Origin of the sequence: Achromobacter seleniivolatilans (genome assembly GCF_030864005.1) — a bacterium.
Taxonomy (GTDB): domain Bacteria; phylum Pseudomonadota; class Gammaproteobacteria; order Burkholderiales; family Burkholderiaceae_B; genus Achromobacter; species Achromobacter seleniivolatilans.
On record NZ_CP132977.1, the window covers coordinates 159,349 to 185,773 of the forward strand.

The 26,425-nt window shown below is 60.0% G+C and carries 31 protein-coding genes; 8 read left to right on the top strand and 23 right to left on the bottom strand.

The genetic code is table 11. From position 1 onward, the window contains the following. Positions 1–30: 30 nt before the first annotated feature. Entirely contained in the window at positions 31–1,110 is a 1,080-nt protein-coding gene (locus RAS12_RS30835) for an Ldh family oxidoreductase (RefSeq protein ID WP_306952030.1), read from the bottom strand. 49 nt (positions 1,111–1,159) lie between these two features. Continuing rightward, entirely contained in the window at positions 1,160–2,155 is a 996-nt protein-coding gene (locus RAS12_RS30840; RefSeq protein ID WP_306952032.1) for a Bug family tripartite tricarboxylate transporter substrate binding protein, read from the bottom strand. 110 nt (positions 2,156–2,265) lie between these two features. Between RAS12_RS30840 and RAS12_RS30845 the strand changes: the two genes are divergently transcribed. Next, a complete protein-coding gene (locus tag RAS12_RS30845) occupies positions 2,266–3,165 on the top strand; it encodes a LysR family transcriptional regulator (protein WP_306952034.1) in 900 nt (299 codons plus the stop codon). 129 nt (positions 3,166–3,294) lie between these two features. Here the strand turns inward: RAS12_RS30845 and RAS12_RS30850 are convergent, their stop codons facing one another. The 15 genes from RAS12_RS30850 to RAS12_RS30920 form a co-directional block, all read right to left on the bottom strand. Next, positions 3,295–4,503 (bottom strand): hypothetical protein, encoded by a 1,209-nt coding sequence (locus RAS12_RS30850; RefSeq protein ID WP_306952036.1) that lies wholly within the window; start codon positions 4,501–4,503, stop codon positions 3,295–3,297. 163 nt (positions 4,504–4,666) lie between these two features. Then, positions 4,667–4,825, bottom strand: a complete 159-nt coding sequence (locus RAS12_RS30855) for a hypothetical protein (protein WP_306952038.1) — start codon at positions 4,823–4,825, stop codon at positions 4,667–4,669. Positions 4,826–4,847: 22 nt separating this feature from the next. Then, a complete protein-coding gene (locus RAS12_RS30860) occupies positions 4,848–5,411 on the bottom strand; it encodes a hypothetical protein (RefSeq protein ID WP_306952040.1) in 564 nt (187 codons plus the stop codon). Continuing rightward, positions 5,408–5,800, bottom strand: coding sequence for a hypothetical protein (locus RAS12_RS30865; protein WP_306952042.1), 393 nt, complete (start codon positions 5,798–5,800; stop codon positions 5,408–5,410). Before RAS12_RS30865 ends, RAS12_RS30860 begins: the two co-directional genes overlap by 4 nt. 123 nt (positions 5,801–5,923) lie before the next feature. Continuing rightward, positions 5,924–6,463 (bottom strand): hypothetical protein, encoded by a 540-nt coding sequence (locus RAS12_RS30870; RefSeq protein ID WP_306952043.1) that lies wholly within the window; start codon positions 6,461–6,463, stop codon positions 5,924–5,926. Positions 6,464–6,607: 144 nt separating this feature from the next. Beyond that, positions 6,608–7,276 carry a hypothetical protein gene (locus RAS12_RS30875; protein WP_306952044.1) on the bottom strand — a complete coding sequence of 223 codons (669 nt, stop codon included), beginning with the start codon at positions 7,274–7,276 and terminating at the stop codon, positions 6,608–6,610. A 73-nt stretch (positions 7,277–7,349) separates the two neighbouring features. Further along, on the bottom strand, positions 7,350–8,399 hold the full coding sequence (locus RAS12_RS30880) for a hypothetical protein (protein ID WP_306952045.1): 1,050 nt from the start codon (positions 8,397–8,399) through the stop codon (positions 7,350–7,352). Between the two features lie 96 nt (positions 8,400–8,495). Continuing rightward, positions 8,496–9,074: a hypothetical protein gene (locus RAS12_RS30885; RefSeq protein WP_306952046.1), complete on the bottom strand. Its 579-nt coding sequence runs from the start codon at positions 9,072–9,074 to the stop codon at positions 8,496–8,498. Positions 9,075–9,435: 361 nt separating this feature from the next. Beyond that, positions 9,436–9,657, bottom strand: a complete 222-nt coding sequence (locus RAS12_RS30890) for a hypothetical protein (protein ID WP_306952048.1) — start codon at positions 9,655–9,657, stop codon at positions 9,436–9,438. Positions 9,658–9,741: 84 nt separating this feature from the next. Beyond that, positions 9,742–10,350, bottom strand: a complete 609-nt coding sequence (locus tag RAS12_RS30895; RefSeq protein ID WP_306952051.1) for a hypothetical protein — start codon at positions 10,348–10,350, stop codon at positions 9,742–9,744. A gap of 540 nt (positions 10,351–10,890) precedes the next feature. Continuing rightward, on the bottom strand, positions 10,891–11,310 hold the full coding sequence (locus RAS12_RS30900) for a hypothetical protein (protein ID WP_306952053.1): 420 nt from the start codon (positions 11,308–11,310) through the stop codon (positions 10,891–10,893). A gap of 383 nt (positions 11,311–11,693) precedes the next feature. After that, positions 11,694–12,068 (bottom strand): hypothetical protein, encoded by a 375-nt coding sequence (locus RAS12_RS30905; protein WP_306952055.1) that lies wholly within the window; start codon positions 12,066–12,068, stop codon positions 11,694–11,696. Positions 12,069–12,073: 5 nt separating this feature from the next. Next, complete coding sequence (locus RAS12_RS30910; protein ID WP_306952057.1) at positions 12,074–12,514, bottom strand: hypothetical protein; 441 nt, start codon at positions 12,512–12,514, stop codon at positions 12,074–12,076. 29 nt (positions 12,515–12,543) lie between these two features. After that, positions 12,544–12,741 carry a hypothetical protein gene (locus tag RAS12_RS30915; protein WP_306952059.1) on the bottom strand — a complete coding sequence of 66 codons (198 nt, stop codon included), beginning with the start codon at positions 12,739–12,741 and terminating at the stop codon, positions 12,544–12,546. 293 nt (positions 12,742–13,034) lie between these two features. Further along, the gene (locus RAS12_RS30920; protein ID WP_306952060.1) at positions 13,035–13,448 is read right to left on the bottom strand and encodes a hypothetical protein; all 414 of its coding nucleotides are present in this window, start codon (positions 13,446–13,448) and stop codon (positions 13,035–13,037) included. A gap of 254 nt (positions 13,449–13,702) precedes the next feature. Between RAS12_RS30920 and RAS12_RS30925 the strand changes: the two genes are divergently transcribed. The 4 genes from RAS12_RS30925 (at position 13,703) to RAS12_RS30940 (ending at position 16,457) form a co-directional block, all read left to right on the top strand. Continuing rightward, positions 13,703–14,380: a hypothetical protein gene (locus RAS12_RS30925; RefSeq protein WP_306952061.1), complete on the top strand. Its 678-nt coding sequence runs from the start codon at positions 13,703–13,705 to the stop codon at positions 14,378–14,380. A 107-nt stretch (positions 14,381–14,487) separates the two neighbouring features. Continuing rightward, positions 14,488–14,781: a hypothetical protein gene (locus RAS12_RS30930; protein WP_306952062.1), complete on the top strand. Its 294-nt coding sequence runs from the start codon at positions 14,488–14,490 to the stop codon at positions 14,779–14,781. Beyond that, a complete protein-coding gene (locus tag RAS12_RS30935; protein WP_306952064.1) occupies positions 14,768–15,619 on the top strand; it encodes a class I SAM-dependent methyltransferase in 852 nt (283 codons plus the stop codon). The genes RAS12_RS30930 and RAS12_RS30935 overlap by 14 nt, the downstream gene beginning before the upstream one ends. Positions 15,620–15,797: 178 nt before the next feature. Next, positions 15,798–16,457 carry an AbiEi antitoxin N-terminal domain-containing protein gene (locus RAS12_RS30940; RefSeq protein WP_306952066.1) on the top strand — a complete coding sequence of 220 codons (660 nt, stop codon included), beginning with the start codon at positions 15,798–15,800 and terminating at the stop codon, positions 16,455–16,457. On the opposite strand, the gene RAS12_RS30945 is transcribed toward RAS12_RS30940, so the two are convergent. After that, positions 16,440–17,246, bottom strand: a complete 807-nt coding sequence (locus RAS12_RS30945; RefSeq protein ID WP_306952068.1) for an N-acetyltransferase — start codon at positions 17,244–17,246, stop codon at positions 16,440–16,442. The two genes, RAS12_RS30940 and RAS12_RS30945, sit on opposite strands and share 18 nt — an antisense overlap. A 110-nt stretch (positions 17,247–17,356) precedes the next feature. Next, positions 17,357–17,983 (bottom strand): hypothetical protein, encoded by a 627-nt coding sequence (locus RAS12_RS30950; protein ID WP_306952070.1) that lies wholly within the window; start codon positions 17,981–17,983, stop codon positions 17,357–17,359. Positions 17,984–18,321: 338 nt separating this feature from the next. Between RAS12_RS30950 and RAS12_RS30955 the strand changes: the two genes are divergently transcribed. Then, the gene (locus RAS12_RS30955) at positions 18,322–19,968 is read left to right on the top strand and encodes a hypothetical protein (RefSeq protein ID WP_306952072.1); all 1,647 of its coding nucleotides are present in this window, start codon (positions 18,322–18,324) and stop codon (positions 19,966–19,968) included. Positions 19,969–20,101: 133 nt separating this feature from the next. Here the strand turns inward: RAS12_RS30955 and RAS12_RS30960 are convergent, their stop codons facing one another. The 3 genes from RAS12_RS30960 to RAS12_RS30970 all read right to left on the bottom strand — a co-directional run bounded on the left by RAS12_RS30960 (position 20,102) and on the right by RAS12_RS30970 (position 22,738). Next, on the bottom strand, positions 20,102–20,803 hold the full coding sequence (locus RAS12_RS30960; protein ID WP_306952074.1) for a GIN domain-containing protein: 702 nt from the start codon (positions 20,801–20,803) through the stop codon (positions 20,102–20,104). Positions 20,804–21,011: 208 nt separating this feature from the next. Further along, positions 21,012–21,326: a hypothetical protein gene (locus RAS12_RS30965; protein ID WP_306952076.1), complete on the bottom strand. Its 315-nt coding sequence runs from the start codon at positions 21,324–21,326 to the stop codon at positions 21,012–21,014. Between the two features lie 218 nt (positions 21,327–21,544). Further along, positions 21,545–22,738, bottom strand: a complete 1,194-nt coding sequence (locus RAS12_RS30970; RefSeq protein WP_306952078.1) for a site-specific integrase — start codon at positions 22,736–22,738, stop codon at positions 21,545–21,547. A gap of 475 nt (positions 22,739–23,213) precedes the next feature. Between RAS12_RS30970 and RAS12_RS30975 the strand changes: the two genes are divergently transcribed. Further along, a complete protein-coding gene (locus RAS12_RS30975) occupies positions 23,214–24,659 on the top strand; it encodes a hypothetical protein (RefSeq protein WP_306952080.1) in 1,446 nt (481 codons plus the stop codon). Next, complete coding sequence (locus RAS12_RS30980; protein ID WP_306952082.1) at positions 24,659–24,952, top strand: DUF2623 family protein; 294 nt, start codon at positions 24,659–24,661, stop codon at positions 24,950–24,952. The genes RAS12_RS30975 and RAS12_RS30980 overlap by 1 nt, the downstream gene beginning before the upstream one ends. A gap of 219 nt (positions 24,953–25,171) precedes the next feature. On the opposite strand, the gene RAS12_RS30985 is transcribed toward RAS12_RS30980, so the two are convergent. After that, positions 25,172–26,038, bottom strand: coding sequence for a hypothetical protein (locus RAS12_RS30985; RefSeq protein ID WP_306952084.1), 867 nt, complete (start codon positions 26,036–26,038; stop codon positions 25,172–25,174). Positions 26,039–26,425: the final 387 nt, after the last annotated feature.

The following is a 26,425-nucleotide window of genomic DNA, read 5'->3' on the forward strand; positions in this document are numbered from 1 at the left end:
GATGTGTCTCCTCCGGGATGCGGGGGCGCGTCAGCCGTGGGGCTGGCCGGCGTGGCGGCGCAGCAGCGCCAGCACGTCGGGGGCGATGTCGATGCCGTGCTGGCGTTGGCGGGCCAGCTTGGCCAGTTCGATTTCGCCGGGCTGGATCACGGGGCGTTGCGGGTCGGCCGGCGGGCTGTCGTGCAGGATGGCGGCGAAGTCGTTCATGCGTTCGGCCAGCCATTGCGTCGAGCCCAGGCGGCGGGTGTCGATGACGAGGAAGAAATGCCCCAGGTTCTGCGGTTCGTCGGGGGCGTCGACCCAGGATTTGACGTGGGTCAGGTAGGCCGCGTTGGACAAGAGGCCGGCGAACAGGTCCACCATCAGCGCCAGGCCGTAGCCCTTGTGGCCGCCGATCGGCAGCAGGAAGCCGTCCAGGGCCGCCTTGGGATCGGTGGTGGCCTGGCCCTGGGCGTCGGTGGCCCAGGTGTCGGGGATGGCTTGGCCGGCCTTCAGCGCGTTGCGGATCTTGGCGCGGGCCACCACGCTCATGGCCATGTCCAGCAGGAAGTGCTGGCCGCCCGGGTTGGGCACGGCAAAGCCGATGGGGCTGTTGCCCACGCGGGCGTCGGTGCCGCCCCACGGGGCGATGGTGGTGGTGGCGTTGCTGCCGATGATGCTGGCGTAGCCGGCTTCGGCGGCGATCAGGCCGTAGGGCGAGATGGGGCCGAAGTGGTTGCTTTGGCGGGCGAAGGCGATGCCGACGCCGCATTCGCTGGCGGCCTGCATGGCGGCGCGCAGCGCATGCATGCCGACCAGCGGGCCGACGCCGTTATCGCCGTCCACCAGGCGCAGGGCGGGCGCGGGGCGGGTGACCTGAATATGGGCCTGGGCATTGATGCCGCCGACCTGCAGGCGTTCGCCATACGATTCGATGCGCGACAGGCCGTGGGTGGACAGGCCGAACAGGTCGGCCAGCACCAGCACGTCGACGACGTCGGCGGCATCCTGGGGCGGCAGGCCCAGGGCCTGGAAGGCGCGTACGCCCAGGTCACGCAAGTCGGCTTCCGCAATGACGGCGGGGGCAGGGGAACGGGCAGGGGCGGTCGTGACGCCGGTGGGGGCAGCCATGGTCAAAGTCCTTGTGCAAACAAAAGAGGGGGGGGCGATGGGGGCGGAGCTATTGCGCGGAAATGTGCGCGTCGCGCACGACTTTGCTCCAGCGGCGCTCTTCGGCGTCGATGAAGGCGGCGAACTCGGCGTGGCCGGCGCCGGACGGCTCGGCGGCGTCGTGGGCCAGGCGCTGTTGCACGGCCTCGCTTTTCAGGGCGGTGTTGGCGGCGGCCTGCAGGCGCGCGACGACGGCATCCGGGGTGCCGGCCGGGGCCAGCAGGCCGAACCATTGCGAGCTTTCAAACCCGGCAAAGCCTTGTTCGGCCACGGTGGGCACGTCGGGCAGGATGGGCAGCCGGTGTTCCGAGCCCACCGCCAGGATCTTGATCTTGCCGGCTTGGGCGTGCGGCAGCAGGCCCGGAATGCCGGCGGCGGCCGCGTCGATGTTGCCGGCCAAGAGGTCGGTGACCTGGGCGCCGGTGCCCTTGTAGGGCACGTGCACCACATCGATGGCCGCGGCAGTCTTGAGCATTTCGAAGGCCAGGTGGCCGGCGCTGCCGTTGCCGGCCGAACCGTAGTTCAAGACGCCGGGCTTGGCGCGGGCCAGGGCGACGAATTGCGGCAACGTGGTGGCCGGCACCTTGTCGCCCACGGCAAACACCATGGGCAGCTTGGCCAGCAGCACGATGGGGGCGAAGTCGCGGCGCGGGTCGTACGACAGATTGGGCATCATGGTCGGGTTTACCGCCAGTGTGCCCACATGGCCCAGGATCAGCGTGTAGCCGTCGGGCCGGGCCCGCGCGACTTCCTGGGTGGCGATGGTGCCCTGGCCGCCGCCCTTGTTTTCGACGATGACCTGCTGGCCCAGGTCGCGCGACATTTCCACGGCCACGGCGCGGGCCACGACGTCGGAACTGCCGCCGGGGCCGTAGGGCACGAGCAGGCGAATGGGGCGCTGCGGCCAGGCGTCGACGGCGTGGGCGGACGGCATGGCGGACAGCAGCAAGGGGACGGTCGCAAGGGCCAGCGCGGTGCGCAGGCAGGCTCTCCGTAACGGCTTCATGGGGGGGGTCTCCTGGTCTGGGCCGCTATTGGTTGCGGCTGGAAGACATCGTGCCCGGCGCCCGGAATCGAGTAAAGTGCAAAAATTAGTTCAATTCTTGATGAAAACGCATGAATTTCGATCTCGCGGATCTACGAGCCTTTCTGGCGGTGGCCGACCTGGGCAGTTTTCGGGCGGCGTCCGAGGCGCTTCATCTGTCGCAGTCCGCGCTGTCGCGGCGGGTGGACAAGCTTGAGGCGGCATTGGGCGTGCAGCTGATGACGCGCACGACCCGCAAGGTGGAACTGACGACCATCGGCCGGGGCTTCGTGCCCAAGGCCCGCAGCGTGTTGAACGAACTGGAAAGCGCGTTGATCGGCATTCGCGATGTGGCCGAGCGGCTGTCGGGCATGGTGACGATTGCTTGCGTGCCGTCGGCGGTGGCGTATTTCCTGCCGGATGTGATCCGGGAGTATCACGCGCAATACCCGCGCATCCGCATCCGCATCATCGACGAGTCGTCGTCGCAGGTGCTGACGGCGGTGGCGCGGGGCGATGCTGATTTCGGCCTGACCTACATCGGCGCCAACGATGCCGAGATCGAATTCAAGCCCTTGCTGGAAGAGGCCTTCGTGGCGGCCGTGAGCCGCAAGCATCCGCTGGCGCGGCGCAACTGGGTGGGCTGGGCCGACCTAGAAGACCACCCCTACATCACGCTGGCCCAGGGCAGCGGCAACCGCTTCCTGATGGACCAGGCGCTGGTGCACAGCGGCTGCCGACCGCGCCATTTCTGCGAGGTGCAGCACGTGCCGGCGCTGGTCAGCATGATCGAGGCGGGGCTGGGCGTTGGCGTGGTGCCGCGCCTGGCCATGCCAGGGGAGGGCCACGGAACTTTGGTGAGTGTGCCCCTGCGCAACCCCGAAGTGACGCGAACCATCGGGCTAATACACCCGCGGGGCAGGGCGCTTAATCCAGTCGCGCGGCTGTTCTACGACCTGCTGGCGCAGCGAGTAGAAGCGCGCCAAAAATAACAGGCCGCCCGGAGACGGCCGGCGTGCGAGATGAGTGCATTGTCGGTGCCCGACGTGAACCTCCGAGAAGCGGGCATTGCCGGCGATGCCGCCCCCCCTGAAGTGGTCCCCGCTGGCGAGTAGGCGGGGCTAAGCTTCGAGGCCCAGAAGCTGCAGGCTGACTGGTTTGTTGCCAATTTCTGCGTGCAGAAATGTAGCGACGCGTTCCGCCTGTGCCTGCTGAGCGGCAGCAAACACATTGATACCGACATGGTCGTCGCCCGGCGGCGCCGGCGTTGGCCAAGCTTCTACGCCATCCATCGCGAAACATCGGTCATGCACCAAGCAGCTGGTGCTGAGATATGGCCAGATTCGATCCCGCAGAAAGTCCTGGTCCACGTGCGCTGCGGCGTACAGGCCGGGGGTGTACTTGTCGCGCAGCTTCCGAACAGAAGGCAAGACGCCAGCGATGCCCCCCCACATCCCCGCGAGGACGAGTTCAGCATGCACCCACCAATCGCGCATCACGTGGAACCAGCGATCGGAAGCAATCCAGGCATCGACCGCAGCTCTTTCCCGCGGGGTAAGGACGGAATCAACGTCGCGAACAAGGAAGCGCGCGACATCTGCATCGTCTGCTACCTCGAAGCGCCAGGTGAGCTTGTTTTGAAGCGTCTGACCTGAAGGCTTCGTGACGACCTGGGCACCCAGCTGCTTGAGGTCCGCAAGAACCGGCGCCGGCACGCTGGAGTCCGCGTAGAAGCGCACCTGCCAAGTGGGGTACAGAGCTCGAGCCGCTTCGATATTGTCGAAGGCGCCGCGGAGATAGCGCGGCTCCTTTCCCCACAGCGAAAACGCAATGACGTCTCGCTTGGATGTTCCCGCAAGCCAACGAGAGGGAGCCTCCTTGGGCAAGGACCAGCCCCGATTTATTGCTGCTCCGACCATGGCCTTCTGCTGCAGCGAGGCGGTACCCGAAGCCGCCGCGTCCTCATATCGCTTTTGCGAGTATTGGATCATCGTCAGGATGTCCAAGGCGACATGGTCGTGCGGGGTGATGGCCAGGCACTCATGAATCGCCGTGACGGCGCGGGCGGAGTCGCCAGTTTTGAAGGCCGAGAGGGCGATGTTGCGCTTGACCATTGCCTGGTCTGGCCATTGCCTGCCGAGGTCTTCAAGCACGGCAAGGGAGACGTCCCACTCATGGAGCAACGTGAGGTAGTGCACAAATTGCATCGCCAGGCCAAGGGGCTTTTTCCCTGGCGTTTTGCTTAGCTTGGCGCTAATCTCCGACATCGCACGAGACCGATTTCCGCTTTGCCACAGCGTGTGTATGGATGGGTTCCAGTTTTGAGTCACAAGGAGACCTGTCGGCAGTGGGGCATTAAGCGCCTGGATTCCTGAAATCGAGGTACTAATGCCATTGCGACCTGGTGTCGCGGGAGCGCGAATTATGCCAGAGGCCTTATGTGGTCCCGATGAGCAGTGGGCTTGCCGGCCGGCTGCCCATCAGGGGGCAGGGCTACCGGAAGACGCGCTTGGCGCGCACTCCGAAGGTGCCGCCGGCAATGGCGATCAGGGCCATTACCGGAAAGGTCAGAGATTCAGGAGCGAAGGTAGCCACCACCGTCATGAGGGCCATAGGCGGGGTCGCAATAATCAGAACATGCGTCAATTTCATAACTGCTAAATCTCAGCCAAATTTAGATCGGGCCGCTCCAGGATTTTGCAACACGAAGGACAAGCACTTCACCGTCCCGGAGAGGAAGCTCAAAAGGGCTTCCGTCGAGAGGTAGTGCAATGCGCCCTTCGTAGTTTGCCCCGACCGTTACGGGCGCAGAGATGGCACACATTTCCGACTGAATCGGTTTGAGCTCCTTCAGGTCGACTACGCCGGTGCGGATGTCCATAACCGCGGTCGTCGGGGTTATCGAGCGGACCGTCGCTTCGAAGCTCAGGCCGGCTCTTAGCTCGCGGGCTTCTTCCTCTGGCCCCTGGCCATTCCCTTCCTCCAACGTGCACGCAGCAAGGTAGCGGGTAGCCCTGGTGTCCGAAAACGAACCAGGTACCCCCTCTCGCAAGCTGGTGGCGTACTTGCCGGGAGTGGCGGATACGCCGTCGAGATTTGACGGCTTTGAGTCGGAACGTCTGTACTCGACTTCTAGTCCAATGATCGGGTCCGGCGACGCCAGAGCTGCCCCTGCGAACAGAGCGCCCGCCGCGATCGCAGCCTTGAGGACGAGTTTCATGCTGTCGTGATATTTCATTCTGTACCTGCGGTGGATAAGGGTAGAGGAGATTGGCCCGTGCCTCGCATGCCTAAGCGCGCTGTTGCCCCGAGCTCGTTTATGACCATCGTGGCCAGGTGCAACGCGTCCGCGAAGTCGGGTACCGTGGGCTCGTCCAGGTGTGTCAGGTTCGGTTCCTCTCCAAGGCAAAACGTGATGGCGAACAGGCGATTTGTATGCTCAACATAGAAGTCGCAAACCAGGTACGAATGGTGGCCCAGGCGATATGGCCAGATACCGGCCATGAGCGGCGAGGCTCCGTTCATAACGTCGCGCACCGCAAGGACTGTCCGATCGCGCCAGTTGAGGGCGAGTTCAGATGATTCGTGGTAACCGTCCGGGGATAGTTCGCAGAGGGGAGCGGTCATGAGTGATCCAAGAGAATCGGAGGTTTGGTGGTGACGCGAATCGTCATCGCTATCTCTACGGAGAAATGGAAGGAGAAAAGGGGAAGGTGCTTTTCGGATTGCGGTCCGGTCCCCACTACATGCTCACCGTGAGAGTGGCTTTGCACGAACGCTCCACGTCTTCGTCAGCTGGACTGGCGTGTCGTTGAGCGGGAGGTGCGTCGTCATGGAGAAGTAGTCGGTAGTGACGCGAGGCAGTTTGATCAGGCAGTCATCCGGCCCTCGGAGATCGTCCATCGCAACTACGGTCGTTTCAATTCCCTGGATCTTCACAATCGTGCCAGAAGGGTTGGACTCGATTACGGAAACTCCCAAAGTCAGGCCAGTCTCCAAAGGCCTTACGTCCACGCTAACCGGCTTCGTGCACTCGCTGACATAGCCGGAGGTCATTGTCGTCGTGTCACGGAAGGGCGTTTCAGCCCCGTCGACGGGAACAGCCAGACTGACCCGAGCGGGCTTTCCTGGATCTCTCAGCGGATTGGTGAGCTGATCGTTTGACGGCGATACCCGCTCGAACACAAGGGAAATTTGGCTTGCCTCGGGCGCTGCCGACACGGCCATAGGCGCCGCCAGGATCACGATGGCGGCGCCGGCGAAGCCGCAGAAATTACGGTCAATTTTCAAGTGTCGTTCCTTTGGATATCCTGGCGGGTTGAGACTGATCGCCCCATTACTGAGGACTCGATATCTGAGCCATGGAGGAGGGCGGCCGCGGGACTGGCGTACTGAAAAAGTGGAGATTGGGAAGTCATGGTGCTCTGAGAAAAGTCAGGATCGCAATGCGAGAGGTTCAGTAAAGGTGTTGGCCTCCCCAAATTGATCGTGCAGGGCGTTGTGGTATTGGATGTACCTATTGAGTTGGCGGGAGCACAAAACCAGTTCATCCATGAGGGTCAGGCTATATCCACTATCCGCATCCAACTGCACGTCTTTAGCGATTTCTGCGGCGGAAAGCCGGGGGAAAAGCCAAGACTTCCTTTCGCGCATGATGTGGTCCGCAACAATAAGGCGGACCTCCAGTGGCAAGGCGACTTCCTCATCGATGCTTTCGCCAAATTGATACCCATGCTTTGCCAGCGCATGCTCCATGGCGGCGATCTGGACGGCCCAATACCGGCGGTTCAGTTCATTACTCAGTGCGTCGGCATGAGATAAAGGAAGGCAGGAGGAATCAGACTTGGCCACGGGGTCTGCGACCTTTACCGGCGGTTGTACGACGCTGCGCCGGAGAAACTGCACGACTGTAATTGCGGCCAGCGCTATCGTGATAAGAGCCAAGCCGCCAGTGATCCAGACAAGCGACGTCAGGTCAACGGCGGAAATCTGCTGAATTGCACCGTCATAGAGCTCGATTGGGGGCCGCGGTCTTGTCTCTTCTGGGCCGCTTATCGCAGACAGAAGATGCTTAGGTAATGCAATTGGCTCGAAGGTTTTCATGGACTAACTCTCACGGTGGGGCTGTGTTGTTGCTGAATGACTGTATGTTTGCGGCATCGGTTTGCTTCCGCGCTTAGCGGCCGTTACTGCTTAGGTTGGCCCCAGGCGGGCTTTCAGAGAATTGGCTGTAGTCACGTTCGACGTAGCGATTGGCGCGGCGTGAAGCCTGCAGAGCATCCTCAACAAGTCGATGACCAAGGCCGGTGTCCGCTGCTTGCTCGAGCAGGAGTTCGACATCTCGCACATTCGAACTAGGGAAGAGGAAGCCCTGGCAGTCCCGGATGATTTGGTCGGCCGCTATCCTTCGAATTTCCAGGGGCAGACTCACTTCGTGATCCCCGTTCACACCAAAGCGAAATCCGTGCTCGATGATGGTGCGTTCGACCGACGCGACAAGATCGGCCATTCGCTCGCGCGGGTCAGCAACTGTTGTTGGCTGGCGCTCAACTTTCTGAAGTTCGACGTAGCGGTTTTGGAGGCGCATGGTCCAAATGACTTCGTCAACGAGTTTCAAACTCTGCCCAGAGTGCCAAGCGTGCCGGACCAAATCGAGATCCTTGGGCTCGCCAAATATGAAATCGTCTCTGCATTCGCGCACAAGCTCATCTGCTGCAAGCATGAGGAGCATATGCGGCAAGATGGTCTCGCGACCTCTGTTGCCGCCAAAGCTATATCCGTAAGCAGCAATGGTTCGTTCCACGATTGCTGTGTGACGTTCCACGCGCTTTTGCTCGTCCACGATCGCCGTATGGAAACGGGTCCAGTCCTCTCCACTGCCGGGAGCATCTAGGCTTGAAGTCACAGAGCGCCATAGGCAATAAAGCGCCTCTGCACTCTGGATGTGCCCTCGCCGAAGCTGACCTCCTATCTGGATTCCGATTTCCGAAGTCAGCGTGGAGTAGGAGATGGTCGCTAAATGGGGGGCGACAGGGGAGTCACGGTGCTCCTCAGGGGGCAACTCAGCGTCCGTTCCGCTGACGGCCTGCGGTCGCAAATTCCGATACGTCCGCACCAGAATCGGTCGAGAGACTATCGCGAGCAGACCCAGGGCCGACATGAAGCCAGCAATCAGCACGACCCGATCTGACGAAAAGAAGGCGAGCAAATCATTGAGAGGAGCCATCAGTTTTTAGCTTTATGGTTGATGTGAAATCGTGTGCGCTTGAACCAGCTCGCCGACATCGGAAAGCACCGCCACGCGGCCGGGTAGCGGCCTCGTCTAGCGGCTCATCGAGCACTTATCGGCGCTAACGAACCAGACACCTAGCGTCTCAGAGCCCGGCACAAGCATCTTTGAAGCGAGCACATCGCATCCGATATCGCTGGTGTCCCAGTTCCGGTGTACGGAGACGACCGCGGACCTGGCCGAGACCATGGTGGGCTCTCCCAATTGCACGGAGTGGCTTGCCACGTACAGCGCTACGGCAGTGCGAATCTGGTGCCTGTCGGTGGTTTGAAGTACCGGCTGCGCACTCTCGATGCGGCCGACCATCAAGCCCGTGTAGTAGGCGGCAAAGACCGCGGCCGCCAAGAGGCTCGATTTCCCGACATAAGCCCATGTGCGGCGTTTGAGGCCGAACGTCATGCCCGATGTGGTCGCGGTCGAATGGGGGGCGGTGATAGCCTCCACTGGCCACGCCTCTCGGAGGTGTCGCTCTTTGCGCGCAGGGCGGCTCGTCCATCCGTAATGGGTGATGAAGCCGAAGAGGCCGATCACCCCGAGGACGATTACACCGCCGGCAATGGATGGGGTATTCTGCAAGTGGTAATGCAAAATAGCTATCAAGGTGTCAAGCATAATAGTTTTTACTTAACATAAGAAGGATTATGCGAAATGAAAGGACAATAGGAAGGTACGTTCTATGCACGAGACAATCTGGCCGCAGATCGGTGCTAAGAGGGCGCGATTCACGAGCCTTCCGGCACTTCAACAAAACCGGGGCATTCATCGACGTACCGATGCAAGCTCTTTTCGCCAAAATCAAGGCAGGCCGTGCATCGAAATAGAGGCCGTGTGAAGTCATAGCAACCGCTTGGTACGTCGGAGAGCTGCGTGTGATCCACGGGCTCCGGCAACGCGTTATTCCAACGTTCATTCATCTTGCTTACCGTCCATGTCTTTCCGGCACTGACCGATTCCGCGCAACAGAAGGTGGCCATCACTCATGCGACACCGACGCTGGGTTGACACCACATCGGGCGTACCAAAAAGCTCGGACCCGGGCGCTCATGAACAGAGCGGCCGTTACCGTACCGCCGATCGCACTCGCCACTGGCGCAGGCAGCCCTACGCCGTCTAACGACAGACCGCCCGCCAGCGAACCAGCGCCCAGCGCCGAGACCAATCGGCAGGCTTGTGCCTTGAATGCTCGTGTCTTCATGAGTTTCCTTTCGTGTAATCCGGCGCAATACCGGACCGTATGTGCCAAGAATGCACAGACGTGGTGTTAATAGATTGATACGTTCTACAGATGGGACAAATCGTCCGAATCTCGAATAGGCGGAGGGTTCATGATCCAGTCAGCGTGCAGGAGGTTAATCACATACTGAGCGTCGGCACCCACAAGCCAACTTCCCCGGATTAATTCCCGGTATTCGCTCATCATGTCCTCGATAATTTCCACTGGGCAGGAATGTCCATTTTCGAGGCCACAAGCCACTAGCTGCCTGTACTCGACAAGAGTGATCCGCCGCAGATCACTAAGCCGTGCCGCCGTTTCAGCATCTTGAACCGCCTGGATTTCTTCCTGAGTGACGACCACGGTTTGCTGTGTGCCTTTGATGGGAATCACCCACCGACCTACGCGCAGGCCCGATCGCGCCTGGCGAAACTCACACCCGATCAGTTTCAGGTTCGTCACGCCCTTCTGACCGGTCTTGATCAGTTCGCCTGTATGAAAATAAAAATTGGGGGGCAGCGACTTCAATAGCGTCCGCTCGATCTTTGCCCTGCCAGCGGCTCCACTGGGCAACCGCTCATAGATCACTTCGGACGGAAGTCCTGCGAGCGGGCAATCGAGTGGCGGCAACGTGTCGCCGTTGATGCCTGTGTTTCCCTCGAATTTATCGTCCACGCCCTGCTCCTTGTTCATTGATATAAAGACGGACCTCCGCTTCCCGCAGCTTCGCCCTGGCCGCATCTAGAGCGCTAACGATACTCAGCGTCTTTTGCCCATTCTTTAGGGCGATCATCCCGCCGAGGGCGGAAGCAACGAGCACCAACCAAATGACAATTTGAACGACCATTTTTTTATTCTCCAAGCAGGTTGATGCTTAAGTTGCAGCGTTGAACTAGCGAGGTCCGGCCCATGATTCATACTTCGCTTCGAGCCAACCGGCATCCGGCGAAGACTGGTCGTTCGCGAGTGCAGCGTTTCTTACGGGCTCGCCCCAGCAGGCGCTATCCAACGGTTTCGGAAGCACGGCCCACGACCGAATCGCCTTTGAGTTCAAACGACCGCCCGGATCCTCGAATCGTGCGGCAGAGGCGTTCCACGTCGCCAGCCGGCACGAACAATCCCACATACTCAATAGGAAGCTGTTGTTCAAAGGCTCGTTGTCCGTTGGTAAATCCGGAAGCTCCACAAACTCAAGTTCGACCACGGTGACAGTCGTCATTTTTCGACCTTGCCAGATCTCTCATTGCGTTGGCGATGTTCCTGAGCCACGCGGCCAAGATCAGAAAGCGCTTCATTGAGAATGAGCGTGTCCGCGGTCGGCATCCCAGGCAGTTGAACCAAGGCATATGGGATGGACGCGAGCAGGATCGAACAAGGACCAACTACCGTCAAAAGGATCATGTGTTGGTAGATGATCTCTGGCTTTATCAGCCAAATTGCGACCACAATCCCGCCCCAAGCTAGAGCTCCCATGAGCACGCCCAGCAGCATCGCCGTGCGGAACTCCTTCCACCATTCAATGCGCTGGGCCTTCAGTTGGACGATAAAGGCGTCCGACGCGTTGCGCCAACGTTCAGCTTGAGGGTCGTTGCTAACTGCTGGCGCGGCTTTCAACTTGTTTGCGATTGCTTTCATTCTCATTTCCAGGAGCTACCGGCCGCGAAGCGGCTTGCTGTGCAGTTGATCAGAGGCATTCAAGATGGCCTCCACAGTCAGATAACGAAGTTTCCAACCGCGCTCTCATTTCTTTCTCGATCCCTAACCAGCGCCTTGCGTCGCGCGCGCGCGGCCTGCGTGGGCCAGATTGACGAATGGTGGTTCCATTGGCGGACTGCCTTTTCGGCCGAATACGGCCGAAGGTAGTTCCACGCATTAAGGTACACACTGCATCCCAAGCACCGAAATACCCAGCCAGGGAAAACGTCTACGAATTCGATTGCTGGCGGCTTGTCGTAGGGCACCATGCGTACGCCGCCGCCGCACTCGGGGCACTCATTCATCTTGGTTTGAGGCACGTCCTACCTCCCCAGCGGCGCCGACACTAGCCCCTTTTCGAGCTTTGCCCTGGCCAGTCGACGACCTGCATTCGCGTATACGATGAGCGCGCCTCCGCTGTACGCCAGGAGCACGATCAGAGGAATGGATTCGGGTGCGCGCTCCCAGATCCAAAGAAACGGCAATGCGAGATCACTGATTGTCCTGGTTGCAGTCACGGTCAAACCAAAGCCGAGAATGGCGAAGGACAGCACAAGGGCGCCGACGACAAAGTACAGGCACACACACGCCGTGCCGTAAGCGCGGCCCCGGGATTCGCAGTATTCCGTCCACACAATTCTGTCGATGGCGCGGTTGCGATCGCGAGTCTTGCGTACCCACGTCCAGACGTTGTTCATGGCTTTCATCCAACGGCCTTGAGTGAAAAATAGTGGATCGCTATGTTGGCGCGGTACTGGAGTTGCTGTGAGCAAACAGCATTTTGGTCGCGGCCACGGGTTTTGTCGTAGCCAGGCAACGAGCGCTCCAAGTAGTGGGCCATTTGCGCCCGCGCGGCAGGAGAAACACCTGGTGCGCCTTCCATGAGTTCGAAGTACTCGGACAAGGTGGGAACAGGCGCGCGTTCGCTGGTGGACGACCACCAGGCCGAAGAAAGCGGCGCGGCATTGCGGGCTTCAACAAGCGCCGGCACGTAGGATTTGACGAAGCTCTTCGTCACTTGCAGCCATGAACTTTCGGAACATTTCTGCTCGCAGCTCTCCGACCTGCACGAGCATCGCGCAGTGATCAGTGATCCGAACAGCTCAGTTGTCGACGAGCATTCTTTCGCATTGTCGTGGGACATCTCTTCCCTTCCTTGCGTTGCGGTCGGATTTATCCACACCAATGGGTGCGGAATTCGGCTTTTTTGCAATCTTCTTGGTGCGACTGGGCAAGCATCATTCCCCCGAACGCAACAGCGGCAACGACCAGAAGGACGATGCTTAACGACTTCTTCCCGTTCTTCATAGCGATCACTGCCGCCGTGGTGGACACGCAGAGCACCAACCCAATGACAATCAGAGTGACCATGTTTTCGTTCCTTTCAGCAGGGCACTTTGGCGAAACGCCCGTCGGCCTGTTTCATTAATACAAAGAATGAATCATTATATTAACGCATACTAAGAAACATGGATCAGTGCTGATTGATGCTCCACCCTCCAGTGATACCTGGGAGGGCTCAACTCGTCTCTCGGCACGAGACGTCCCTTCTCGGGCGACGGCCGTCAACGCTGCAGGACGCCGCCGTCGCGCGCCCCGCCCCGGTGACAAGCCAAGTCGCGACGGTGATTCTGATTAACGCTCCAGTTTTCACGAGCGACTCCTTAGATTGCGTGGGCATGGGTTGCTTGAGGGGTCGAATGCAGCGGGGTTAGGATGCGACGGGCTTCGGCGGCGATGCTGGCGTACGTTTGCCGAAAGGTTGCGTTCTGCCGCACGCCCGCCGTGTTCGCATAGCTCGCGACACAACTCGCCAGAAAGCCCTCCATCTGCTGAGAGGCTGATGGCGAGACCCCGGCCGTGCTTCGCATGAGCTGGAAGTACTCATCCCAGGTCGGGATATTGGGGGCGCGCCTGAAGGCCATCCAACCGTGTTCGCTTGCTGGAAGAGACACCTGTGCCTGCGCCAAGGCGAGCCGATAAGAAGCGAGGAAGACAAACTTTCTGTCACGCATGCTTGATGACATCGCTGTGCGACGCGAGCGCCGAGGGAAGGGTTCCTGTTTAATCTCACCCATCGAGTCTTCTCCAAAGGCCACGCTGTCCCTGGCCAGTACTAAATTCGGCGTTCAGCCCGCGCCTCGTTGTCGACGATCACCAGCGAAGGCTTATTTATAAGAATGAAGCGGAATAGTAACGCATACAAATAATACCGATTGATGCAGCTGAGGGCGCGGTGGCCGGCCTGACGCCGAACAGCCGTCTGGGCTTTCTTTGAAGTGATGCACCCAGTTGATAGGCTGGTCTCGATTGCATATCGAGGAGTTTGAAGATGGCGTTGAGCCGCACTATCGGATTGGCCTGGGAAGCGGATGCTGAGCACCGCGCTATCGTTTCGCGCGCGGAACAATTGCCCGGAGCGCGGGCAGATCTGCTGCAAACGGCGCGTGGCGCTGTAGGACGTCTTCATGACGCCGCCTTGGCGGGCGATGCTGGAGGGGTTGCAGCCGCGGTGCAGACCTATGAGGCGGTTGTTTGGAGGCTGAACGGCAACACGTTTTGCGCGAGTAGGGATTGCTGCAATCCGGAGGCAGGCGGCCATGTTGTTGATCGATTTTGTGCCGCAACACCTGGCCAGGAACCCCTATGGGGTCAGAACGGAGAATTCCTGATCTGCGTGCTTGGGATGCGTGCTCGTGTCGAGATCATGGAGGGATTCGGCCGGGCCGCCGTGAGCATGCACTTCCATGTGGTCGACCTTCACCGCCCATTTATCAGCGAGACAGGCTTCTTGTCGGTTTTCGATAAGGTGCGTATGGGCGTGTCGCCTAAGCAGACGGCGGAGGAAATTTTTCGTTCAATGATCGGCAAGAGGTCTCGCCACCTTGAACCGGCATCGTTGTTGCGCTGTTCCCAACGGGGGCGGCCAGCATGGCTCGCGAAGGCGCTAGCCGAGTCGAGTATCCCGGCCGCCCATGATGATGTGGGACAGTTCGCGCTTTGCTTTTAGTCGAGTGGAAAATTTAGCGGGCGCCCTTCCCTGAATGCGCGGAGCAGAATTTGGGCGCGTCATTCTTGCTCGATAGGATGGTTCTCACATGTACACATGGAGCACCTATGAGCACCGAAAATGGCAATCCAACCAGCGCAACAGCATCAACGCGAGACCAGTACGGCGAGTTGCAAAAGCATCTCGCCTCTGGCGCCCCCCTTCCCCGTAACCGTGGGATAGGCTTGGAATCGTATGAGGACATGGCCGATTTCTACTCGGGCGTTCTGGACATCACGGGGGCCGGTGGCGTAATCCTGAAGGTATTTGAGCGTGAAGACCTCACCATCGATGTGATCTACCTTTGCGCAGTCTCCGCTCGCACCCTGACCGTGTTGGAGGCAGGACATGACGCACCCTGATACCCGCATGGCCTTGGGGCAGTTTCCCACGCCTGGGTGGGCAGCCGAAGCGTTGTATGAGCGCCATTTTTCCCACCTGACGCGAGGCGACGTTGTCTGGGAACCAACCTGCGGACCGGGTTCGTTCCTGGCGGTGATTCCGCAGGAGGTTGATGCCTTCGGATCAGAACTCGATCCGCACCTTGCCCGCGCGGCGGCCGCGGCCACTGGGCGGCTTGTATTGCAGGGCGACTTCGAAACCGTCACCCTGCCCGCGACGCCCACGGCGGTGATTGGCAATCCCCCCTTTCAGCTGGACTTGATCGATCGCCTGCTTCGGCGTGCCCATGCGGTGCTGCCGTCTGGCGGCCAGGCGGCGTTTCTGCTGCCTGCATATGCATTTCAGACGGCGGCTCGCGTCGCAGGCTACGCCGAGGACTGGTCGATCGCCCAGGAGATGGTTCCGCGCAACATCTATCCAGGCCTGAAGTTGCCACTCGTGTTCGCGACCTTCACGAAGGACGGCCGCCGGCGCCTCTTCGGCTTCGCTCTGTACCGAGAAACCGCCGACGTGCATCAATTCCCTCGCAGCGTCCGGGCTCAGCTTGAGGGCCACCGTGGACCGGTTTGGGCGCGGGCGGTGGAAGCGGTGCTGCGCTTGCTCGGCGGCGAGGCCGACCTGGCTTCGATTTATCAAGCGTTGGCGCCTGCGCGGGCACGGCCCTCTGAGAATCCGTGGTGGAAGGAAAAGGTGCGTCAGACCTTGCGGCGCTACGAGCGCTTCCGCCGTGTCGGGGGCGCACGCTACGCGCTCGCAGACGCTGCGCCCGCACTTGGCGTGCAGCTGGTTCTGATCTAAGAGCTGGAGCTGCACTGCGTCGCAGATGGAACGAGCTGAACCCGCGCGCCACAGCCCTGTTCCCCCCCCGCCCCCCCAACTTAGGAGCGGCCCGGGTTTCAACGGAGCACTTCGATTGCTTAGATTCCCGCAATAGATCGCGTAAAATTTAATCTATTGTGGGAAAACTGGAAAATTGATGCGCGGCGACGGTCCTTTGAAGCGATTGAATACCACCTTGTCCAGAGGCGCCCCTCTCGGCGTCGAGGAATTGGCAAGCGTGGGAGTTTCGTCAGCCTTGGCCAACTATTACGTCAAGACGGATTGGCTGCTCAGGCTCGGCCGTGGCACGTTTGCCTTTCCGGCTGACGAGTTGGAACCCTACAAGTGCATCGCCTTCCTGCAGGCAAAGTGGCCGCACATGCATCTCGCCGGCGCCTCCGCGCTGCGCGCACGCGGCCTGGCCACCCCATGGGACCCCCAGGCGGCTTTCGAATGTTGGGGGGCTGACGCCGTGCGCCTGCCGGATTGGTTCACCGAGCGCTTTCCGGCGCGCTATCAGCAGCGTTGCGCCCCCACAGAAAAGATAGGGGCCGCTACGGGTACATCGCTCGTAGAGATTCGCGGCGCCGTGGTGTTGGCGTCGGAACCTGAGCGCGCGGTTCTGGAGGTGCTCTCATCCAGCGTGGGCACCAGTGCGGCCGGGCGTCGCGCTATGGCGACGATGCTCCGCGATCAGGTCCCATTACGGGCCAACTTATTGGAGAGGGAAATCGAACTATGGCCGCGCGCCGGTGTGCGCGCTGCTGCAAACGCACTGCGGCTCGGCCACGCTGACAAGTCAGAACATCGCCGCTAGCGGTCTCCAGGCGACGAGCACCACCAGCGCCGCAAGCGCGCAGCCGCCAATCAGTCGAGGTCGTTGATGGTATAGCCAAATGAAGGGGCGTTCCTCTGCTTGGCGACGCTCGTTCATTAGGTCCCTCTGCACGTTCCGCAGTTGGCGAATCTCTTCGTTCGTGGCATTTTCCGTAGCAAACTGGTGCGCCAGCAGAGTAGGCACCTCATGGATACGAATATTCTGCTCCCAGGTGCGACATTGCACCAGGTCGCCAGCAGGCATCGGCAGCGATTCACCAGCGAGCTTCTGATCCGACGTATAGGCAAAGCGGAGGCCAAACTGCTCATAGAAGCGATTGCGACGCACGCCAGCGGCACCTCGGCCCTGGTCCGCAAGCAGCTTGATTGGCTGCACTGTTGCCTCTGGCCACTGTCGCGCCCAGTTGACAATCAAATCCATGAGATAAGTCCCTACGCGGTGTCCTCGAAGCTCACCAGGATCGACGAATACTGCGCCGCCATCAAGGCTTGTGCCCGTAAGTTTGATGGCGCTCATGTGTTGCCAATAGCTGGCCACAAACGTGAAGGCGCCTGCTGGAGGCGGATACGTTGGTGACACAGGCTGGCATTGCAGGCGCAGAGTGGCTTCGTGCGCCCTGCCCTCGAACGTCACGCGTTCTTCGATCACTTCCACCAGGATCCAGGCCAAATTGTGCTCGGGGTCGGTTCGGTGGCGCACCTCAAGCAAATGAATGCGCGGCACGCCATAGGGATCGCGCAGCGAAGAACGTTCTAAGGACGGCAGCATAGGCAATGGGCTGGAATAAAAGGGGCAAGCCGCGCCGGTGGCCGCCGCTGGAAGGATGGTACCAGCGGAATTCACCGGGCCTAAAGCCGGGCAGCGCCCGAAAATCGAACTTATGCAGCCATGAGGGTGTTCGGGCCCAATACTCTGGAGTCGGGTGCTTGGTATGCGAGCCAGGCCAGCGCTTCATTCGTACCGTCGGACGCCTCCAGATTGTTCATCACGAATTGCTGCAGGGCGGCGTGCGGAAGGTAGGACGAAACCCCTCCATGCAGACCCTGGGTAACCTCCTGCAGGCTGCGCGAGCTGGCCATGGGAAGCCACAGGTACGCCGGTGCCCAGATCACCGAGGTGTGCCCGCCGTCCAGCACGTCGAGCATTTCTGCTTTCAGCGCAAGCGTATTCGTGGTGACGTCGAAAATGTGGTCTTCGACCCTAACCCAGGCGTGATATGCGGCGCTTCCCTCCATCGCGTGACCCGATGGGTAGTGCGAGATAACATCGCCAGGCCCGGGTCCCACCCGCCATGCTGCGTACCCAATGACCAGGTCGGCAGAAACGCCGAGGCGGTGCAGGACGTGCTGCGCCATGCGCGCCTGCAAAAAGCAGTCCACCCCGAGATTGGCGCTGGCCGCGGCGCAGATGCGCTGAACGGCCGCCGCGACGCGCGTCAGGTCAATTTCGCTGCAGAGTACGCGGCCTCGTTCCTGCGCCAGCCGGCGCTGCTTAGCTTGCCCCATCTTGAAACCTCTTCGGTTGAATAGTTGAAAACCATCCTACACAGGGAGGGAGGTGATCCAAAGAATTTCGCGGCGGGATTTGGGGTAGTCGTAGAAGCGCAAAGGCTTTTCCCGCATCTCTTTTTAGGCAAATATGGGGCGGCCAAATTCTTTGGCTGATCGACCCGCTCTGATAGTATGGCTGTGGGGTGTGGTCTGCATCCCGCCGTTGGCAACTGGCAAAGGCTGTGCCGTCAGATCCGTACATCGCTCGTGCCTCGGTCGCATTTCTACACTCTTAGCGCGCCAGCTGCGGCAAGCCAACTCCCGTGACTCTGTGCGCAACAGGAGCAATTGGAATGCGTATGCCCGTCACCAAATTCGATCTTTCCTCTGGGCTTTTCACGAGGTCGGCACGCTTGTTGAGCAAGCGCTGGCCGTTCAAGCTTCGCGGTCTGGCGCAGTCGCAAAATGTGCTGGCGGCCGCGATGGGGTACCGTGATTTCCACGACCTGCAGCAGTACGCCCGCGCCGGCGCGCCGCCCCGGGTCGAATTTGATCTTCGCGATCTGCAGCGAGCATTCATTGCCAACTTGACTGCCTCCGGCAAGCTCCGTGACGCGGACGCCCGTGCGCTTGCGGAGGCGCTTCCCTTAGGGCAGTTCGGATCGTTGGGTGCCCGCAGCCCCGTCACCCCGCCATTCCCAATCTTTCGTGACGAGTTCTGGGATGAAGAAGCGAGAGAGTCTGCTCTTACAGAGTGGCTTTGCGGCTTGAAGATGGTACCCAGCGTGCGCTACTTCGTTCACAGCGGTCGCGTTTTCGTCTTCAAGAAACTACTTGGATTAGCCGCAGATTTCCGCGGGCTGACGGATTCGCTTCCGCCGGCGGATAAGGTCGCAGAATGGGTGCACGAGTGCATGCTGTCACCACTGGAAGCAGTGCGGGACTGGGGTGTCGTCCCGGAGCCCTTTTTCGTGTCGCGAAATCGGGAGATCGTTCACAGGGAGCTGAACGCGTCCGTGCCGGGTTCTTTTGTCGATCAGGATGCGATGAATACTGCCTTGGCCACGCTGCTCTCCGGGGATGTAGCGCCAGGTACTGGCGAGTTTATGTTTCGCGGCCAGACCTTGAACCTGGTCGACCCGGTACGCGCGACCGATCTCCCGCCTTTCCCTGCGGTGCTGCGGCACGATCACGCTGGGGCCCAAGATTCGAACGACACCAGGGCCCAGACGACTACAGCGTTCGTCGCGGGCTTCTCGCCAGTCACGGCGCAATCCTATGCGGAGCTGCAGCGGGAATCCGCGCGCTGGACGAGCGCCCGTCAAATCGCCTTTCGCGTCGCGCAAGACAACGTAGGCTCATTGTGGGCCAGCGAAGCTCCGCAGATGCGGTGGGACGCGAAGGGATTTGATGCTCAGGACTGGCATGACCCGAATGCCGCTGCAGCGCTGCGTGGGTTCTTCCCTGAGTTGACTGCCATGAGCGACGTGGAACTCTACTACGCATTCGATGCCTTTCGCGAAGCCGTTTACACGTCGCGTGGCTGGGAACCGGACCAGGACCCGGCGTTCATGTGGTTCATGCTCGCCAAAGCGCATGGTTGTGCCTTGGCGCGGGATCAATCGGAAGACGACATCGACCTCGGAAAGTGGGCGGTCTATGCGCGAACCGTAGGAGCTGCGACATCGGATATCCCTACGCTCTGCGCAGAAGCCGTCCGGTACGGGAAGGCGTTGTCCTCAATGGTCTGCCGAGTAGACGCGGCAATGGCGTTTGTTCGCGACGCGGCCGAAGACGCCGCTGCTGTCGCTTCCTGGGAGGACGCAGTGCAATTCGTGCGTGGGCGGCCCAATCGCGCTCCGTATCTCAGGGCTACCGCGCTCTACGGGGCTGAAGTGGTGACGCTCAAGGAGATCTTCCGCCGATCGCGCTCGGTGAATGTCACCATCGTGCATGTAGAGCAATCGGCCGACGATTTGGAGGCAACTGCGCAGGGGTAACCCTTTAGCGGGTCTGCAGGAAGGGGGCGGCTACAAACACGGTCGCGGCCGGCGGACTGGGCCGCTCGACCAGGCACTTGAGGACCTGGTCGACCTTCCATCAAGAAGGCTTGGTGCATGCACCGCCTGCCCTTCATCGGAACTTTATTTTTCCCGATCCAGAGACGCTGTGGTCTCGATGTTGGGGATTTCCGAGGACCGTGATATCGCCAGATCCGGTCACCCGAGCGCGGACCGAAGAGCGAACGAAACACTCGATGTCTCCCGATCCAGTCACGGATACTGTTGCCGACTCAGCCAAGAGTTCGTGCGCGTCGATGTCCCCGGAACCCGTGACGCGTGCACCTAGGGTCGCCACCTTCCCGTTCACTCGGATATCGCCAGAACCTGAGATCGAAAGATCCAAGTTCGGCTGGTCCAGATCCGCAAGAACAGCGTCGCCACTGCCCTTGATGGTGACGGCAGGAGCCTCCAGCAAGGAGATCCCCACCATCACTTTCGCGCTAGTTGGGAAGTCGGCGGCTTTATTGAAGTTTAGGATATCGTTGGCCGAAACTTGGCCACTTACGGAACCGCTGATCGAGATACTTGCGCCCCTGCGCACGGCCGTAATGCCCTCGCGCTCGATGAGGAGCTTATCGCCGTTGAAATAGGTCCTCACGGACGCTACCGCCTCAGGAGTTTCCCCTGCAACGAAAAATGCCGGGTGCGGGCCGCGCTGAAATTGCACGGTCACGGAACCGTTTACTACCAGTTCTCGAAATGCTTGCTGAGGGCGAGCTTCGCTGACGTAGTTGTCGGGCACGGCCCAGGGCGGGCGGGTATTTTCTCGCATAAAGTGTCTCCAGGAGATGGCTTAAGATCGGGCGGCTGCTTAGTCGTACGATTTATTATAAATATGAACTGTACGTTCTATGCATTCTAAGGCCCAAGCTTGCGTTGGCTATGCCTGACGGCGGCCCCGTGCCGTCGGCGGGAGGGATGCACGGCACTCCCAAACGGGCAGTCCGGATGCAAGACCTCCCGCGCGCGCTTCCCCTAACCTAGAAATTCGCACGGATGGCTGGAATCGCATAGACGACGGCGATCGTCCACGCGCCGGCAAGCCACAGCGTAATAATCATCGTGCGCAGGGGCGGCGGAGCAACTTCCTTTCCATCTTCCATGCCGTCCGCAGCCGACCAGCGCGCCACATCACGAAAAAATACAGCTGCTCGGCCCAGCGTTGCGCACCAGGCCAGCCACAGGAAGATCATCGGCACATCGGTTACCCATGCGCGAGCGCGGACCTCAATCGGGCCGCTGTAGAACAAACCAAGCAGGACTCCAAGAAGGATCAAGCTGCCGACGGTAATCAAGAGGGGGAGACGCCACATATGTCCTGGCCTTTACGAAGTTCTGTTCAGGGCCGAGTTTGATCGAAGGTTTCCTGTGATTAAACTCGGGGAATTCTTAGGATGAATAGATATTATCATTCATCACAATGAACTCCCCAAGCTTTTCGCGCAGGATTGCATGCGGTTCGCGAGTTGTAAGGGTGCCCATTTGCCTTTAATACCGGTGGACCATATGTGGTTCAGTCGGGTTGGGCGGTTGCCAGGCGCCATGCCGCCTGGAGGCGTCGAGCCGAGTCGTCAATCAAATAGCCCATGCGTTCTTGAACGTCGTCGAGCTGCACGCCGCGCGCGAAGAGGCCGGCCGCAAAGCTATTTCGCAGCAGTTGGGGCGTAATTCGACTTTCGCCGGCGCCCTCCTGGCGCGCGAAACCTTCGAAGAACCCTTCAACCAGGTACTCGATCGAGCGCACGGACAGACGTCCGCCGGCGGAGCCACGGGGAAAGAGGGGGAACCCTTCCGCTGCCGCGCCTGGCGCCGTAGCACGTAGAGCGGAAATCCAGCTGGCTAGTGCTGCAGAGGCATAGGCCGGAAGCCGCAGGCGACGCTCGCGGGTGGTCGATGTGCCGCGCACCAGCAGTCCGAGCTGCCGCACACTGCTCGCCCGGTCATATTCTTCGTTAACAGCCTGAGCGTGTTCAGTTGCCGTTGCCTCTAAAAGGTCCGCCCCCTCATTGAATTCCACTTCCAGCAACCGCCCCTGGATGTCATTCGATGCAGCTCGATTGGGATCGTCACGGGTCGACTCGCAATAAACTTCGTTAACGGCCAGTTCGCGAAGTTCAGACGGCTTTAGCCCTCCTGCGAGAAGAACTGCGCATGCCGCTCTGTTTCGGCTGAAAACCCAGGCGCGCGGAGCGCGCCCACTGGACACCTCGGTAGTGGCTTTGGGCCTGCGCACCTGTGGAGCCTGAACGGACTCGATCCAGGTGATCGCGCTCTTGTGGTCGGACTCGTCCAAAAAGTCCGTGTCATCGTTACGCTCTGCCAAGCGCCAGCTTTGGCGCCTGGCCACCGCAGCAGACGCCGCGGGGTTGGTGGCGGCCAGGCGGTTATTGGCGATTGCGTTGAAGGCTCGTTCGATCAAGCGGTGTATCCGCTCACGTTGTTCCAACTTGATCTCGGTCCCTTCCAGATAGGTCCGGATTAAGGACGAATCCACCCGGTCGAATCCGACCCCATGCGAATCCAGGTATTGGACGAATCCGGCCCATTGGGATCGATACACCACACGGGACGAATCCGCCAATTTGCGCGAATCCATCCAGACTTCGAATGCTTCCATGGGCGAATCGGACCAGGCCGCCAGCGAACCGTGGATGAGGTCTTCGGTCACGCTCGGCAGGGAGGGTCTCGATCTTTCGGGGTGGGTCATTGGGGCCAAGCTCCATGGCTGTTAACGAACCTTAAAACATTTTAGACGCCGACGTCCTTCCCTACAAGGCCTGAGCAGTCATTCCTCTAAAAGGCTGTTAACGAAAGATAGCGATTTGACTTGGCGCGCCCCATCGACGCCTTAGCGCCATTTCGCGGCACTTCGGCTGGAGCCGAACCTCGGGCACGCCACGCATGAGCTTGCCTTGCCATGGCAAGGCCTGTAGAGTTTCGATCCGCAGCACAGGTCTGAGATCGCAACCGCGAATCTTTTGACCTCCCAGTCCGCCGCCGCCAGAGGGCGCGTCGGACACGCTGGTCTCTCAAGTTGTGGTCGACTTTCAGAGTCCTCTCAGTGCCGTCTCGTCGGTGCGAACGCTGCTTCCGCTTTGCCTTAGCTTGCCCATGAGTTCCCTTCCCCGCGGCTGGCGAATTAAACGACCGATTTCTCCAGCACACATACGGAAGTTGACGTCATGCAAAGCAATCACTTGCCTATTCAGGCACGCAATACCATTCTTGCCCGCGACATCGCAGACAAATTGTCTGCCCAGGTCGGCGGTTCCATTTCGGTGCCCACGGCCCTCGAGCTCGTTGCCGCTGCCCGTGGCTACGCCAGCTATGCGGCCTACACCAAGGCCGTCAATGACAAGATCGAGCCCGCCGATTTCAAGACGGCACAACTCTGGCTGTTCGATTCCCAGATCGTGGGGCCCCGCATCGAAAAGCTGGGCCTGGCCGAACGAATTGATACGATGGGATTGGCTTTCCGCCTGCAGTACGTGCTTGATGACTTGTTGAAGCGGTTTCCGGACCGCGAACTGCTCGCGGAGATTTCGCTGAAGGGATTTTTCGCAGACGTCCAGGAGACGATCCTCAGCGACGCCATCAACAAGGCGCTTAACCCCCGGCCGACGGCGGGTGAGTTCCTTGACGACAAGGATCTCGAGCTGAAGGTCGCGCCTAAGACGCTTTCGGCGGCCAAGATTGGCCCCCTGCCGCAGAAAATTGGAGGCTGGCTGCGCGCGTCCTTCTACGGACATGCAAAATTCGACGACGCCGGCGGCGGCTTTGCTGGGCCCAAAGACGAAGATGTACAGAGCTTTGTCGCGCGTCTTCGCCTGCGTCGATTCGGCAAGCAGCTATATACCGGTTGCCAGGCCGAGATCCTCGCCGTGGACGGCCTCGTCGCCGATGGAACCAAGCCGGACCTCGGTTCCGACCCGGATGATTTCGCCGACTTGATCGCTGCCGGCGACTCCAGTCAGGCTGACCAGGTCAGAGCGTTCAAGTTGCTCAAACATCTGGAGCGGTCGGGCCGCGTGCCGACTCTGGGTGAAACCGACACTATTGTCTATTCGCTCAGCAGCTATCCGCCTGAGCAGCTGGAGCTGATCGAAACCTACGCTGGAGCACTCGCAGTCCGCCTGGTCAACATGAAGGAAGGCCTGTCCCCTCAACAAGGTGTACGAATCCTTGAGGGCCTCGTGGCCAACGGTTGCCAGATTTCCAAGTTGTCACTGGCTCACGCGTTGTTTAACGGCTGGGGGGGGGCCGAGGACAGCGTCCGCGCGCGTTCGCTCGTGACCGAACTCCTCGCAATGGTGCGCAGTGGACAACTTGATCTTCTCGAACCGGTGTCGTACGCCGAGCTTTATTCGCTGGGCGCCAAACTCGCAATGCGCGCAGGCGACCGAAAGCAAGCGTTCGATCTGTACCGCAGCGCAGCCGATGCGGGTCACGGTCCGTCTGCTCTCATCTTGGTTTCATTTTTAATGCCGCCGCCTGCCGGGCATGCACCGGATGAATTCTCTGGCGTAGTCGAACCCAACTTGAAATTGGCTGAAGCCTACTATCTCCAGGCTGAGCGCGCGGGCTACAACTCCGCTACTCAACAGTTCAACTCGCAAGGGGCGAAGTGATGGCCAGCCGTTCAGCACTCGAATCGGGTTACCGGGCAGGCATGGCCGCGGATTTCGCACCAGACGCGTTCGAAATGTCGTCCTTTGCAGCGGAATACACGCTCGGCTTCATCACGGGCTTCAGCGAATCGCAGTCCATTCAGATGGCGAACCCTGACGTGGCAGTATGGACCGCCGCTGAGCTGGCCTACCGCTACAACGCTTCGGTCAGAGATCTTCTGACGCACATGGGCTTTGATCGCGAGCAGACTCAGCGCTTTCAAGACGCCTACGAGGAAGAGCGCGAAAGCTGACGTCGACGCGATGTCTAAGTAAGGCGGGCGTCCGGCCGAAGTCGTATGGCGACCGGGCGCGCCCCTGGCGGCGCAGCGGCATCCAGCTGCCGCTGCCCTATCGCAGCTTCGCAGGGGGTAGCCGCAGCCGCATATGATCGGCGCAGGCTGGCCTGCGCGCCTAAGGGCTAGAAGAACAGTGACGAATGAAAAAGGTCTCCCTGTGGCGCGGTGACTACCTCACCGTGACTCTCTCACCTTTTCCCTGTCGTAGTGCCCCTTGATAAGCTGGCCGGAAAGTGGGCCCAAGGCTGCAGCGATCGCGTCAATTTCGGCCTTTGCCATATCTACCTCGAAGCCCAGGTCTCCAACTTCCTGAATTCCTATTCCCACTACGACCGTTCCGTCGTCATTTGGCAGCGGGTGAATTGTGGACTTCGCGCAAGGCGGCTTGCCCTCCTTCGGTACGCAGAGAACTTCGTCTGATAGTTTGACGTTGCGTACCCTGGTGGTCGACGCCCCTATGTCCACCAAGGCAGGAACGCCTTGTACGTTGACGATCTGCTGCAATGCAACAGCAACAACTAGAGTAATCGGTTCTCCCTTTTTAGTTTCGGAAATGCTATTGCGTGCCCTGACGAAGACAGGTCGGGCCGTGAAGTGGTCCGGTGCTTTGGCTTCGACATTGTTGAGTGCATCCTTAACACTTCTTTTCACTGCCGGCCGTTCAACTTTTAAGACGACAATCAGGCCGGGGTCTGCTTCCGAATCGCCGGCGGCCCATCGTGCGAACACAATACAGTCGGCGCTTCTGGCCTGTTCCGCGGTCATTACTACCTTTGCGCCGCTATCCCGTCCCGCCATCTTCTGCCGCCTATCAAACTCTTCTTTCCACTTTGCTTGCCATAATTCAATCGCGGCAGAGGATAGCGCTATCAGGATTGCCACAGCCACTGGCCCTCCGAGCGTTATGTCCGGCCCCTTGATCGGTCTACCACATGGGCCGGTCGATGCGAACAGGTTACGAAATTCACTGTCCGACGGATTTACGACTAGGTCGCGCTGCGCATCAAACGACGGCGAACTTACATTCCCGGTGACAGTCATCCGCGCTCCGTTCAGCTCCAAACCACTTCGCGGCTCTGGCGGCGGTAGGCTTGATATCGTGTTACAGCCCGCGAGGCAGACACTTGTAACGCATGCAATCATCCGCGCTTTCATAAAAGTCTCCATCACGTGCTTTGATCGAGACAATTATCGGCAGAGCGATCTGAGCGTACATACCTCAGAATGGGGATTTACCGTACCCGCATTAATTGAATCGCGATGGCTGGCCCAGAGCCGCGCGCCCCTCGCGGAGGAATGAACCGCGCAATTGGCTTGGCGGACATACTCTCGTCGACCTCACCTTTCGCCGCGCCTACTCCAGACGCATTCGTGCGCGGCTAGTGAAGCTCGAATTCGAGCCCTTGTTGCTGCAGCAACGATTGCAGA